General features: G+C 55.4%; 10 protein-coding genes and 1 pseudogene. 4 read left to right on the top strand and 7 right to left on the bottom strand.

Annotation, left to right across the window (positions count from 1 at the left end; all coding sequences use genetic code 11):
• Positions 1 to 10: 10 nt before the first annotated feature.
• Genes virB4 through EXN68_RS25380 form a run of 4 tightly spaced genes read right to left on the bottom strand, consistent with a single transcriptional unit; the run spans position 11 to position 3,790 of the window.
• Positions 11 to 2,380: a type IV secretion/conjugal transfer ATPase VirB4 gene (virB4, locus tag EXN68_RS25395; protein WP_077768109.1), complete on the bottom strand. Its 2,370-nt coding sequence runs from the start codon at positions 2,378 to 2,380 to the stop codon at positions 11 to 13.
• Positions 2,380 to 2,706 carry a type IV secretion system protein VirB3 gene (locus tag EXN68_RS25390; RefSeq protein ID WP_010900344.1) on the bottom strand — a complete coding sequence of 109 codons (327 nt, stop codon included), beginning with the start codon at positions 2,704 to 2,706 and terminating at the stop codon, positions 2,380 to 2,382. The genes virB4 and EXN68_RS25390 overlap by 1 nt, the downstream gene beginning before the upstream one ends.
• Positions 2,703 to 3,068, bottom strand: coding sequence for a pilin major subunit VirB2 (gene virB2 / locus EXN68_RS25385; RefSeq protein WP_010900343.1), 366 nt, complete (start codon positions 3,066 to 3,068; stop codon positions 2,703 to 2,705). Before virB2 ends, EXN68_RS25390 begins: the two co-directional genes overlap by 4 nt.
• Entirely contained in the window at positions 3,068 to 3,790 is a 723-nt protein-coding gene (locus EXN68_RS25380) for a type IV secretion system lytic transglycosylase VirB1 (RefSeq protein ID WP_010900342.1), read from the bottom strand. The genes virB2 and EXN68_RS25380 overlap by 1 nt, the downstream gene beginning before the upstream one ends.
• 456 nt (positions 3,791 to 4,246) lie before the next feature.
• On the opposite strand from EXN68_RS25380, the gene EXN68_RS25375 reads away from it, so the two are divergent.
• A complete protein-coding gene (locus EXN68_RS25375) occupies positions 4,247 to 4,489 on the top strand; it encodes a hypothetical protein (RefSeq protein ID WP_077768110.1) in 243 nt (80 codons plus the stop codon).
• A gap of 72 nt (positions 4,490 to 4,561) precedes the next feature.
• On the opposite strand, the gene EXN68_RS25370 is transcribed toward EXN68_RS25375, so the two are convergent.
• The 3 genes and pseudogenes from EXN68_RS25370 to EXN68_RS25360 form a co-directional block, all read right to left on the bottom strand.
• A complete protein-coding gene (locus tag EXN68_RS25370; RefSeq protein ID WP_010900341.1) occupies positions 4,562 to 7,117 on the bottom strand; it encodes a two-component system VirA-like sensor kinase in 2,556 nt (851 codons plus the stop codon).
• Between the two features lie 203 nt (positions 7,118 to 7,320).
• Complete coding sequence (locus EXN68_RS25365) at positions 7,321 to 8,577, bottom strand: cytochrome P450 (RefSeq protein WP_234886495.1); 1,257 nt, start codon at positions 8,575 to 8,577, stop codon at positions 7,321 to 7,323.
• A 25-nt stretch (positions 8,578 to 8,602) separates the two neighbouring features.
• Positions 8,603 to 9,803 (bottom strand): annotated as a pseudogene (locus tag EXN68_RS25360) (pyridoxal phosphate-dependent aminotransferase).
• 468 nt (positions 9,804 to 10,271) lie between these two features.
• On the opposite strand from EXN68_RS25360, the gene EXN68_RS25355 reads away from it, so the two are divergent.
• The 3 genes from EXN68_RS25355 to EXN68_RS27510 all read left to right on the top strand — a co-directional run bounded on the left by EXN68_RS25355 (position 10,272) and on the right by EXN68_RS27510 (position 12,779).
• Positions 10,272 to 12,170 carry a potassium transporter Kup gene (locus tag EXN68_RS25355; protein ID WP_012476026.1) on the top strand — a complete coding sequence of 633 codons (1,899 nt, stop codon included), beginning with the start codon at positions 10,272 to 10,274 and terminating at the stop codon, positions 12,168 to 12,170.
• A 230-nt stretch (positions 12,171 to 12,400) separates the two neighbouring features.
• The gene (locus tag EXN68_RS25350; RefSeq protein ID WP_142843418.1) at positions 12,401 to 12,643 is read left to right on the top strand and encodes a hypothetical protein; all 243 of its coding nucleotides are present in this window, start codon (positions 12,401 to 12,403) and stop codon (positions 12,641 to 12,643) included.
• A complete protein-coding gene (locus EXN68_RS27510) occupies positions 12,630 to 12,779 on the top strand; it encodes a hypothetical protein (RefSeq protein ID WP_161991479.1) in 150 nt (49 codons plus the stop codon). The genes EXN68_RS25350 and EXN68_RS27510 overlap by 14 nt, the downstream gene beginning before the upstream one ends.
• Positions 12,780 to 12,825 lie beyond the last annotated feature (46 nt).

Below are 12,825 nucleotides of genomic sequence, written 5' to 3'. Positions count from 1 at the left end.
GAACTCCAGATCAATCCTGTGCCTCATGGTAGCGCGTCATGAATTTTTCCAGCCAGGCAGAGGGTTCCTCTCCATGCGTCTCGCGCAACTGCTGGGCAAAACGCACCGTATTGGCACGCCCGGATAGTACGGCGACGTATTCCGGCATGTCGCGCAGATCGAATTCGCACACAACACTTCCGCTCTCGCGCTTCAGCAGAAATTTGCGGCTGCCAATCGCCATCTCCTCGCGAATAGCCTGAAATTCTCGCTCGGTGCACTTCAACCCGTCTATGTAAGCAGAGCGGTCTGCAGTGGGTGATGGGTAGAAGATTTTGGTCATACATTGTGCTACGAGGCTTGCGCCCAATGGTGAATCAAGTACGTGCTCGGGTTGCTGCGTCGCAAGAACTAACATTCCGTTGTTCTTCCGGACGGTCAGCAGGAACTTGTCGACGACTGCTGCGAATTTCTGATTAAGCAGGTAGGAACGAAACTCATCGCAGCTCATGACGAAGCGTCGGCCATCTACCATCGCTCCTATTCGATGCAAAAGGTATGCTGCGGCCGGCGCGCATACCTCCTCATATTCGAGGAGATGGGTCATATCGAAGCCCGTAATCGAAGGATCTAACTTCACTTCGTCCGATTCGCCGTCAAACGCCCAGCCAAGAGCGTTGCCTCGGCACCACCGCTGCAATCTAGCTCCCGCACCTTCGGAGGGCCCGTGCAATAAGAACTCCCTTAAGCCCGCAAGGGATCTCATGTTAGGCTCAAACGAAAGTTGCCGTTGGATACCGCGCTCTAAGCGGCGATTTTCCTCCGGCGAAATTCCCCCCCTGCCGTCGCTTTCAATCAGCGCCACGATCCACTCGCGGAGAAAGTCCCGCGCCGCTGCCGTATCCTCTAGGCCGCGCAAAGGTGCAAGGCCGCTTGGGACACCTCGTCGTAACGTGAGGTACGTGCCCCCGGTGGCGCGCACAAGCAGTTCACCGCCACGATCCTTATCGAAAAAAACGATCGTCCCGCTGCGGTCAACCACGCTCTGCTCAAGCATCGCCAGGATGAAGGTCATAAGTGTCGTTTTTCCCCTGCCAATCGGCCCGAAGATCGCGGTCATGCCCACGTCGTTTTCGTGCGGAATATAATCGAAGGGCGTCCCGCCGTTTGTACGGAAACGAGCAACCGCACCTCCCCAATGGCCCGACTTCCTTCCGATAGGGAAGTTCTCGAATGAAACCAAGCCGGCAAAGTTGCGTGAAGTGATCGCTCCGGGACGGGTACGCCATCTGTGGTTTCCTGGAAGCTGAGACCAGTATGCAGCCTCCATTCCAATGCTTTCCTGCACGATAACCGCGCCCGCGTCCGACAAGCTCGTGCGGGCTCGCGCACCATAGTCGGCAAGGGTATCGAGATCATCGCCATAGACACAAAGGCTGAGATGATGCGAACCCATGACGAATTCGCTACTGGCCAATGAATCTTCTGCTTGGGCGAGTTCACCGATCTGGGTGACCGCCTTGTCACCGGAGCTAGTCATCTGGTTCGATTTGAGGCTGAGCTTGGCGTGAGCCTGTGCACGTGTGAGGAAAGAGAAACTCTGGCTCAAAACGAGCGGAAAACTTGATGACAGGAGTGTGTTAAGCATTCCGGGCCGCGTCTTTGCCGGGTACTCGCGGAATGAAAAGATAGATCCAACGTAACGATCTTTCGGCGCTCTAATCTCGAGGGCACGCTTGCCGCAGATGACCCGGTCGGTATAAACTGAGGCGCCGAGGGATCCGCTAACGACCGGCACCGGTAAAAAACGACAAGTCATTATCAGGCGAAGGGCTTCACCAATTTCCGTGAAAAGCACCTGATTTTTTTCTCGGATGCCAAGTCGACGAAGTCCATACCCATCAAGCGCGCCAGCGACAACGTTCCAAAGATCCTCCAGATGTCGGATCTGATGCGCAAGATCGCCTGGGTTCTTCCCATAGCGCCTGGTGAATCTGCTTCCCACTTTACCGAGAGCGGTGCGAGGAGAGACAATGAGCGTGAGGAAGTGGTCGTTTCGAAACAGTTTACCAGACAGAACACGCCGCTCGAACGTTTCGCTTAGGCTTGACGCGAAGGTGCTGCGAAAATGGCGTACCGGCGGTACTGGCACATCGTTGTGACGGACGAGATGGGCATATACTGAGACGTTATCATCGGCAATATTGCGAAAGAGCGTGTTAAAGGCACGGCAGCGCGCATTTCGGACCTCTACTTCCTCCAGTTCGAAGGGAAGGCCACTGATATGCGCCATGGTCAAGATGGAACCGTCCTCTAGAAGAACGACATGGTCGCTGAGGTGCCCTACGTAAGGCAGGTAGATTTCCCCAGATCTCTCGGTCCGTCCGCTTGCTCCGAACATTACGTCATTCCTCTTCCTCGCGACGCCACTCTGATGGGGTTGGGACTGACGCTCGCGCCGCCCCACGCATGGCCGTCAACGCTTCTCCCTGCCGTCTGGAGAAACAGCAAGACCACGCTTGCCGCGTTATAGTCCCGCTCTACGATGAGCCGCGCTCCAAGCCACAGCGGCAAGAGAACAATTTCATAGAGGGGGTTCTGCACAACAACGATGAGAAACCCCGCCAACATCATGAAAACTCCAGCAAGCGTCAGCGGTACCCCAAAGAACAATGCAGGTCTCGTTGCCGCCAAGTAGAGTGTGGCTTCTTCAAGATCGGCATTCATCCCCCGCCCCCTGTCAGTGTTTGGCCGAGAAAGCTGGCTCCAAACATGATAACGATCCCGCCAACAACACCTGCTACCAGACCAAGGGAAGCTCGGCCGAACATCCACGATACCCCGATGGCTACGATACCAAGAACGGCGAGCGATTGACCAAACGGACCGAGAATAAACGTGCAGATATTGTTGACCATGGTGGCGGGGTCAGTGCCCCCAGCGGCCTGCGCGGCAGCTGGCTCGCAGAAAAACAAGCTCCAGCCGATCGCGCCGGTGACGCTCGGCACGTGCGGAGCCAGCAGGCGCACAGCTCTGTGCCAGAGGCCACGGAATTTCGACGGTGCGCGGTATCCTTCAAGCCATGCCATTATGGTGCATCTCCATCATTCGGTTCGAAAACTTGATCTTGTTCGGGGGATTTGCGCTCATTCGGCTGCTGCGCCTCTGGCGGCGCGGACGAACCGACTGCTGAGTGGGAGCGGTCGTATGAACCCCAGACGTTCCAGGGTTCTTCTGGACTCCGCTCATCACGGTCGCCTTTTTTCCCCGACTGAGCCAGCGGGGGGACGAGTAGCTGAGCCGCCACTTCGACCCTCCGCACATAGCCGTTCGCGAAGCCGCGTGTCGGGTTGCCGGTATTGTAAGCCGAAATTGCTCGCCGGATGGCAAGTTGTTCTGACTCTACCGTGTCGCCGCCACTATAATGCCGTACGAGCAGGTCCGCCGCCGCCGACAGGGACACGCAAGGGTTGATTGCATTGCCGGCAGTCAAGCCCAAGTTCGCGAAATTTTTCGAGTTCACTTGCATTAGGCCTACATCGACTGAATGCCCTGCTGCGACGCGATTGTTTACGCTTTGCGTAGCATCCGCCGGATTCTTGCCATGTAAAGTTTCGCCGGTGGTATTGTCATGCAGCACGAGCGGATCAAACTGACTTTCAACCTTCGCAATCGCTCCAAGCGTCGATGGAGCGACTGAAGGTGCGCATTCGCGAGCGAGTTGGTTAAATTCAGCGAACGAGAGCGGCGCAGCTTTGCTTGGCTGGACCATCAGAAAAATGATCCCGAAAGATCCTGCCGTCTTCCGCATTGTTTATTCCCCACTGTATCGCAATGATCTTGGTCAGCATGAAATGACTCGATCGCTAACAGTCGCGACTATGGGAGGTGTCTGTTACTTTCTGATTTTATTATCTTACCTCTCGGTTTCATTTGAAGCATCGAAGCGAAGCCGTTTGATTTCTTGAATCGAGGGAATCGGCGGCCCAAGCGGTGATCCCTAGGCCATGAGAGCGAATTCACCATAGCGGCGGTTTTCGAAAATTTTCGCAGGCTGGCGCGGAGGATGGTGCAGCCGCAGGAGATTTCGCAAAGCGCCCCCGAAGCGGAGATCGGCACCGACTGCACCCTAGACAGGGGGCCGTTCCTCACGTCTCCTAGTGCCGCGCGGCAGATACATCAAGTCCGTTGCATGAAACGCGATCGCAGTATTGACCTGCGAGACCGATGTCCTAGGATCACAACGAGATCTTTTTGAGGTGTTGTCTTGCAAAAGCTCGAACTCGTTTTTTTTGTTTGCGGTCTGTTGGCTTTGGGAACATGGCTTTATTCGAACGAGTATTGGGCGTATGGCGCACTTGCGACGATTTTCCTTCTGATGATCGCTTCGATCCATCTCCTCTTAACATCAAAAGAGCAGGTTTACCGGTTTTTTGCCTGTATATCACTGGCGGTGATTGCAGCCGCAACCGGAGTTGCGTTGTTGCGGATGTCGGGACTGACCGGCTGATTCCGCGACTGGGGATTAAATTAATAAGCAATCGCGTTGTGCGGCCGGCTTCTGTTCAGAGGGCGTATCGGTTTATGACGCAATCACGATTCCGCTGCTATTCGAGCCGACCATTCGTTCAGTTCTGATATTCGCACGAACGACATAGGCGAGAGTCTTTGCTGAAATCGGCTTTTCCAAAAAACGGGCAGATCCCTCGCGATCCGCAGAAAGGGGAACATTTTTCTGGTTTTCGCCAATAATGATGATGGGCGCTTTTGCCAGCTTTGAGATTAAGGACCCTGCACCGTCTCCATCCAGCAAAGACGGTTGATCAATTAGAACAAGATCAGGTTCTTTTCCTTCCAACACCCAGTCGATTAAACCATCCAACGTGTTAAAGCCGACTGGCTCATAGCCCAGCGCCGCGATCTTTTCCTCGTACATTTCCAGCGTGGCTAAGTCGGGTTCGACCACCGCGACAATCTCGCCGTTCCCAAGCGGGATTCTTCCAGGGTCAAAAAAACTCTCTGAATTTACCGGCTGCTTCGACGAAGGTGGCAAGTAGACGTCGAAGCGCGTACCTCTGCCGACAGTTGATACCACGTCGATGTAACCAGCCATCGCGCTAACGTGACCGTGAACCGTGGATAATCCCAGGCCCGTGCCACCGCTGCGGGCGCGGGTAGTAAAAAAAGGCTCGAAAATGTGCGATAATACCGCCTCTGTTATGCCTGCGCCGTTATCCTCAACTGAAAGAAGGATATACTCGCCGGTGGGAATAGTACCGTTTGTAAGAACCTTGTGTTTCCGTACGACAGACCTCCTAACGCTGACCTCCACACGCCCTAACTCTCGGCATGCTTCAGCAGAGTTTTTGCACAAATTCATCAGTATTTGCTCGACCTCAAGTGAGTTTCCTTCGATAACCATTGGAGCGCTCTGATATTTGAAATCGAGCTCGACGCCCGGAGGCAACGCAACACGTAACGACGGCGCGATCACGGTCACTAACTCCGAAAGATCGAATGGTTTTGTTGTTCGATCCCGCTTTCGACTAAGGGCAAGGATCTGGTTGACAATCAACCGCGCTCGATTGCCTTCAGAAATGATGTGATCGATGTAGTCTCGAGCATGAGTACGACGGCGCAGAACGTTGTGTGCCATTTCCGCGTAACCCAGAACTGCACCCAAAATGTTGTTAAATTCATGCGCAATGCCGCCGGCAAGCGTACCAACTGCTTCAAGCCGTTCCGCATGTTTCAAACGACGTTCCAGAATATCTCGCTGGGACTGCTTGCGCCGAATGACCGCATAGTGGCTAACACATGCAGCCGCTAGTTCCATCAGCTGCATTTCACGTGCGGTCGGCGTCTGTAGATGCTCTCGATCAAATCCCAGGCCAAAGACAGCGACTATTCGATCGGATACCTTGAACGCAAGCAGCACCCACAGAAATGGAGAGTCCTCACCGAAGCAGCTCGCTTTTCGTTGAGGATAGGCTCGGAAAATCCGCCCGCCGTCCTCGGCCCCTACCGTGGAAACAATTTCGCGCACCCGTTGTTCGTTCCACTCTGGCGCAGGAGTGCTTCCAAAAAAGGTGACGCCAACGTCATTCTCATTGATGTTGACCAGTCCCAGCGCGCATTGATGAGCTTCAAAGAATAATTGGATAATTCCCAACGCGGCATTCGTTGAGGATTCCAACGACGGTTTTGCTTCTGAAGCATCTTCGAAGCAAAGCCCAATCTTTTTGATCACTTCTTCGAAGTCCAGTCGTCTCGTCAACACCTTGGTTCGCAGATGTAACCTATGGACTAGGGAAATTATGCAAAAGCAAAAGAAAACCGAAACTGCGCCGAGGAAGACCCGTACCCGCTGTTCACCCGCGCTGGCCAAGCTATAAGCTTCAAGGTATGCTCGCTGCAACTTCTTCGTGTTGTCGATGGTTTCAGAAGTTTGGATCACTCCAACGGTGTCTTTCAATCGCGGCAGTAGAGTCAGGATAATCCTCCCACTGCGAACGATCTCCTTGACGCCTGCCTTATCCCCGTTCGCCGAAACCTGAAGCCGGTCGAGACGTTGGTTGATTTCCCGTGCAAACTCGAAATTTGGCTGAGACGAAAACTGGAGCATCAGATAGCCCAACTCAGCGACTTCTAGCGAGTTCAAATCCCTCGTATCCAAAGACCTCGGAAGCGAAGCTATCGACTGGTTAAAGGTCGCCAACGAATCCTGGAACATTACATTTTGCGTACCGAACGCTGCAACGGCTGCGTCGGTCGCATCTACTGAGCTCTTCACCCGCGCCAGCAATTCAGAAAATTCACCGGCCCCGTCGAGGCCCGCCCGCCTAAAAAGCTGCTGTAAATCTGCGACGCTCGTGCGCAGTCGCCCCAGAGGGACGATAAGAGGATGGTAATTCCGAAGAAGGCCGGCGTGAGCACGCAACACATTCCGCTGCAGCATCGCGCAATCCACGTCGATCGATTGCAGCTCTGTCAGGATCGCTTCGTTGCTTTCGTTGTCTTGCCAAGATCCTATGGCCAGAACCGCAAAAGATATCGAGGCAATTACCAGTACCAATACAGACCACGATTTGATATCAAGCAGAACCCTTCGGGAAGGTGATAAATGATCCCAAATCATGCGGTCACCTCTCCTTCTGACAGCCAATCCAACTAAGCAGATTTCGCGGAATCAACGGAGCCCAGTGGTCTGACCCAGTTTCTCATTACTCCGCATCCACGGTGAAAAACACCGACCGAACAAACCAAGCTGGTCCGACAAGAATTTGGCGGCGACTCCTATGCGCTTTCTTCCCATCAGCCAACGAGAGAAAGCAACTCGCTTCAATTTTCTCGATTGAAGCCAACTCTCATCTCCGCAATTCGGCGCACACCTCCATGACCCTGTACCGCCTGCCATTCACCTTCAATCGAGAGATTGGGAGCATGTCTAAGCACCGTAGCAAGTCCTTCTTGCAATTCCAAACGAGCCAACGCTTCCCCAAGGCATCGATGTTCACCGGTGCCAAATACCATATGCCAGCGCATCTGCTTGCGATGAATATCGAAAAGTTGAGGGTGGACATAGTGTTTCTCGTCTCTTAGCGCGGACATGGTGCAAAGTGCGAGAAGACTATTTTTGGGTAGTATGAACCCGTCAAGATCAATATCTGCCAGTGTTGAACGGGGATAGGATCCGACTGGAGGCTCAAAGCGCAGTCCCTCCTCGACGGCGGCGGCCACGAGAGTACCATCGTTCAACAGTGCGTCCCATGCCTGTCGATGTTGCAAAAGCTGTCCGGTCAGTGCAGTGAGGCCGGTTTTGGTCGTGTCAGTTCCAGCCAAGATGATAAGCATCAGCTGGGTTAGGCCTTCGACGGGCGAGAGATCCTCCGCTTCTCGCGTTGCGTTTATGTAGGATGAGAGGAAGTCATCACGCGGATCCGTTCGGCGATCGTCAATTACCGCTTGCACGTAGTTCTTAAACTCGACCGCTGATTTTTCGATGTCCGGAAAGTCGGCATCCCGCCATGAAGGGCTCAGGCAGCGAGCAACGCGATAGACGAGTTGAGTAAAATAGGGAATGTCGCTTGGCGGGAGGCCTAACAGGCTGGCTATCGTAACGGCTGGGAGCTTTGAAGCATATTCCCCCACGAAATTGAAGGAACCAAGCTCCTTCAAATCTCGAAAAAGGATCTCCGTCAATTGCCTTATTTGCGGACGTAGATTTTCAATCATCCGGAATGCGAAAGTCCGAGTAAAAGGAGAGCGACGCCTGCTGTGGGTTTCCTTGTTTGAAAAAAGCATGCTGTAGCGAACGAAGTCGAAGACCGCTCCTTCGTTGACCCCCCGATTGAGCATCAGTTCCGTCTCTATCTGACGGGTCCGAGGGTCACTACTTAAGCCCAATACATCGTCCGCCCTAAGTACGAGGTATACGCCGTCCTGCCTGCGGAGGAAGGGCCGCTTCGGCCGCCATTCTTTAAAAATAGCGTGGCCGAACCGATCTAAGTCCGCGATACTAACGTTGTCTGGGTCGATCGACGCCGATATCATTGGCCCGGACTCTTCCGACACTTTTTGAGAAACTCTACCATTCATAAAATAACCTCTGGAGGATACGCTCTTACGAGCAATTCGAGCAAAACTGCTGAATGCGGCGGCAGGCTTCCTCGATAAGCGCTTCCGACGTCGCATAGGAGATGCGGAAGTTCGCGCCGAGGCCGAAGGCCGAGCCGTGAACGACGTCAACGCCTTCCGATTCCAGAAGCTCGGAAACGAAATCCTCGTCCGTCTCGATGACCTTGCCCGACGGCGCCGTCTTGCCGATCAGGCCGGCGCAGGACGGATAGACGTAGAAGGCGCCTTCCGGCACCGGGCAGACGATGCCCTTGGCCTGGTTCAGCATGGAGACGACGAGGTCGCGGCGGCCTTCGAAGATCTTCTTGTTCGCCGGGATGAAGTCCTGGGTGCCGTTCAGCGCTTCGACAGCCGCCCACTGGGCGATCGACGTCGCACCCGAGGTCTGCTGCCCCTGGATCATGTCCATGGCCTTGATGAGCTGGAGCGGGCCGGCGGCATAGCCGACGCCAGCCGGTCATTGCATAGGCCTTGGAGACGCCGTTCATCGTCAGCGTCCGGTCGTAGAGGCTGGGCTCGACTTCAACGGGCGTGACGAACTTGAAGTCGCTATAGGTCAGGTGCTCGTACATGTCGTCGGTCAGCACCCAGACATGGGGATGCTGCATCAGCACGTTGGTCAGCGCCTTCAGCTCCGCATGCGTATAGGCCGCACCCGTCGGGTTGGACGGCGAGTTGAAGATGAACCACTTGGTCTTCGGCGTGATCGCCTTTTCGAGATCCGCCGGCTGAAGCTTGAAGTCATGCTCCTGGGTGGCCGAAACGAAAACCGGCGTGCCGCCGCAAAGCGCCACCATCTCGGGATAAGACACCCAGTAAGGCGCCGGGATGACGACTTCATCGCCCGGGTTCAGCGTCGCCATGAAGGCGTTGAACAGGATCTGCTTGCCGCCGGTGCCAACGATCGTCTGCTCCCAGGAATATTCCAGACCGTTTTCGCGCTTGAACTTGGAGGCGATCGCCTTGCGCAGCTCGGGGATACCGGACACCGGCGTGTACTTCGTTTCGCCGCGGTTGATCGCGTCGATGGCGGCCGTCTTGATATTGTCGGGCGTATCGAAATCCGGCTCTCCTATATTGAGGCGGACCACGTCCCTGCCCTCAGCTTTAAGCTCGCGAAACTTCTGCGAGACAACGATAGTGGCAGAAGGCTTTATACGGGAGAGAGCATCGGAACGCACGAACATGACAGGCTGACCCAAACGTTTCAAAAGGAAGTCTTCCCGATGTTTTTATGTTGAACGCGCTTCGGATTTCAATCGACGCGTGGTCCCCTGTTACAAATGAAATCAAATTTGACGTCCTCAGCGAAGCGCGCGATTTGAAGTCGTTCAAAGCGGCTTGGTATGCCGCCGCGTCTGCGATCGGCAATTCTGAAAGCCGCCCCTGCGAAACTCGTCGCTTTAAGAGCCCGAGTGGTCCTCGATCAGCGCATCAGTTTGCCGAACGGATTTGCAACTTTGTGAGCGTTACAGATGAAGCTCGATCCGACGTTTCAGCTCTGTTGAGATCATGAGATAAGGCCTCAAAGAAACGCCTGCATCATCAAAGAATTCTTCGACCGGTCAATTTTCCAACGCCGTTGCGAAAGCCTTTGTTGCGTTTTAAACGATGCGGGAAAAGGAGGCTGGGGCTCCGAAGAGCCTGTTGAAATCATGTCCGCAGAAAGCCATCCGACCGAATCCCAGATGACGCCGAAAAAGCTGTTCTATCTGACGCTGGGTTCCATCGGCGTCGTTTACGGCGATATCGGGACCAGCCCGCTCTACGCCTTTCGCGAGGCGTTGAAGCCGGTGGCCCATGACGGGCTCACCCGTTTCGAGGTCATCAGCCTGATCTCGCTGATGATCTGGGCGCTGACGATCATCGTCACCATCAAATATGTGCTCTTCCTGCTGCGCGCCGACAACGAAGGCGAGGGCGGCACGCTGTCGCTGCTTGCTCTTTTGATGAAGACCGCCAACGGCCATACCGCCATCCTGATGCTGCTCGGCCTCTTGGGGGCTGCGCTTTTCCTCGGCGACGCGATGATCACGCCGGCGCTGTCGGTGCTGTCGGCGGTCGAAGGCCTGAAGCTCGTCACGCCCAGGCTCTCGGAATATATCGTGCCGATCTCGGTGGTGATCCTGGCGCTGCTCTTCGTCGTGCAATCGCGCGGCACCGGCGCCGTCGCCAAATTCTTCGGCCCGATCACCGCCGTCTGGTTCCTCGTCATGGCCGCCGCCGGCATTTCGCATATCTCGGACGATTTCGGCATTCTTGCCGCCTTCAATCCTTACTATGCCGTCAGCTTCCTGCTGCATGAGGGCTTCTACGGCGTCGTCGTGCTCGGCGCCGTCTTCCTGACGGTGACGGGTGCGGAGGCGCTTTATGCCGATCTCGGCCATTTCGGCCGTCGCCCGATCCAGTGGGCCTGGTTCCTGCTGGTCTTCCCGTCGCTGACGCTGAACTATCTCGGGCAGGGCGCACTCGTGCTCGGCAAGCCGGAGACGATGTCGGATCCCTTCTACCTGATGTATCCGCAATGGGCGCTGCTGCCGGTTGTCATCCTGGCGACCGCGGCGACGATCATCGCCAGCCAGGCTGTTATAACAGGCGCTTTCTCGATGGTGCGCCAGGGCATCAACCTTGGCTTCCTGCCGCGCAGGGAAATCCTCTTCACCTCGGAAACCAATACCGGGCAGATTTTCGTGCCCTCGGTCAATGCCGTGCTGTTCATCGGCGTCATCTTCCTGGTCCTGAGTTTCAAAACCTCGGACGCGCTGGCGACCGCCTATGGCATCTCCGTCACCGGCGCCATGGTCGTCACCTCGATCATGGCCTTCGAATTCGTTCGCGCCCGTTGGAACTGGTCGCTGCCGGTTGCGGTGATCGCGCTGGCGCCGCTGGTCATACTCGAATTGATCTTCCTCGGCGCCAATCTTTTGAAGATCCACGACGGCGGCTATATCCCGATCCTGATCGCCACGGCCTTTACCGTCATCATGTGGACCTGGCGCCGCGGCACTGCGATCCTGATGGAAAAGACCCGCCACACCGATATTCCGCTCGCCTCCTTCGTCAGCTCGATCGAGCGCAAGAGCGAACATTCGCCGGCCCAGGTTCCCGGCACGGCGATCTTCCTGACCAGCGATCCGGAATCCGCACCCGCCGCCCTGCTGCACAATCTCAAGCACAATCACGTGCTGCACGACCGCAACGTCATCCTGACGATCCGCACGGTCAACAAGCCGCGTGTGCCGAGTCAGGACCGTTACAAGGTCGAGCAGATTTCCGAGCGTTTCTCGCGCGTCGAACTGCTGTTCGGCTTCATGGAATCGCAGAACGTCTCACAGGCGCTCGCGACGCTGCGCAAGGCCGGACTGAAGTTCGACATCATGTCGACCTCATTCTATCTCGGCCGGCGCAAGCTGGTGCCGGACGCCAATTCAGGCATGCCCTACTGGCAGGACCGGTTCTACATCCTCCTTGCGAATGCGGCCTCACTCCCATCAGACTATTTTCACCTTCCTGCCAACCGGGTTGTTGAACTGGGATCGCAGATTATCGTTTAGACGCGGCCCCTGACGGCGACCGGCGAGGACCACTCTCGACAGTGTTTGGCAAACAAGGGATTGTCCCGACTTTGCGAGCAGGTTCGGACCAATATCTGCCTCTAATGCAGAGCGAGCCGCATTCATCCAGCCCCGTTGGATTACAGCTGAAACTGACCTTCTCCCACGGCAAATCATTTTAGCACATTCAGATTGCATAGGGGGTGAAAGCTGTACAAGGAGACTGAACCATGAGCCTGAACGAAAAACCAGGTACTGCAAACAGCCGCTCGGATCTGGAGCCGGCTGGTGTCGACGGCACGCAATCGACAAGATTGCCAACCGCTTCAGAGATCGAGGGACCAACCGTTGCGCTACAAAGATCATTTTTTCAACAGTTGCTCTTGGACTTTGCCTACGGATGTGAATTTTTTTATCCACTACAGCAATATGAAGCTTTCACTTCGAAAGCAAAAGACGATGATGAGAACTGATGGCGGCCACTCGCCGAAGGAGTTCAAGGCGGCGACGCTTGAATCGGTTCTCGTTTACGAATGCGCCGCGCCTGACGCGGATTCAGATCAAATGTTCCAAAGCTACCCGCACCCCATTGCCAATGTCGAGAGATGACGACTTCCAACGACGCCTTGGCGCCTCAAAGCGGTATGGCTTGTCG

Origin of the sequence: Martinezella rhizogenes (assembly GCF_007002745.1) — a bacterium.
Taxonomy (GTDB): domain Bacteria; phylum Pseudomonadota; class Alphaproteobacteria; order Rhizobiales; family Rhizobiaceae; genus Agrobacterium; species Agrobacterium cucumeris.
This window is presented reverse-complemented; position numbering and strand designations above follow the sequence as displayed.

What these genes read in the sequence shown, in the direction of transcription:
- virB4 (WP_077768109.1), bottom strand. Translation starts at nt 2,380, where the DNA reads ATGTTCGGAGCAAGCGGACGGACCGAGAGATCTGGGGAAATCTACCTG.
- EXN68_RS25390 (WP_010900344.1), bottom strand. Translation starts at nt 2,706, where the DNA reads ATGAATGCCGATCTTGAAGAAGCCACACTCTACTTGGCGGCAACGAGA.
- virB2 (WP_010900343.1), bottom strand. Translation starts at nt 3,068, where the DNA reads ATGGCATGGCTTGAAGGATACCGCGCACCGTCGAAATTCCGTGGCCTC.
- EXN68_RS25380 (WP_010900342.1), bottom strand. Translation starts at nt 3,790, where the DNA reads ATGCGGAAGACGGCAGGATCTTTCGGGATCATTTTTCTGATGGTCCAG.
- EXN68_RS25370 (WP_010900341.1), bottom strand. Translation starts at nt 7,117, where the DNA reads ATGATTTGGGATCATTTATCACCTTCCCGAAGGGTTCTGCTTGATATC.
- EXN68_RS25365 (WP_234886495.1), bottom strand. Translation starts at nt 8,577, where the DNA reads ATGAATGGTAGAGTTTCTCAAAAAGTGTCGGAAGAGTCCGGGCCAATG.
- EXN68_RS25355 (WP_012476026.1), top strand. Translation starts at nt 10,272, where the DNA reads ATGTCCGCAGAAAGCCATCCGACCGAATCCCAGATGACGCCGAAAAAG.
- EXN68_RS25350 (WP_142843418.1), top strand. Translation starts at nt 12,401, where the DNA reads ATGAGCCTGAACGAAAAACCAGGTACTGCAAACAGCCGCTCGGATCTG.
- EXN68_RS27510 (WP_161991479.1), top strand. Translation starts at nt 12,630, where the DNA reads ATGATGAGAACTGATGGCGGCCACTCGCCGAAGGAGTTCAAGGCGGCG.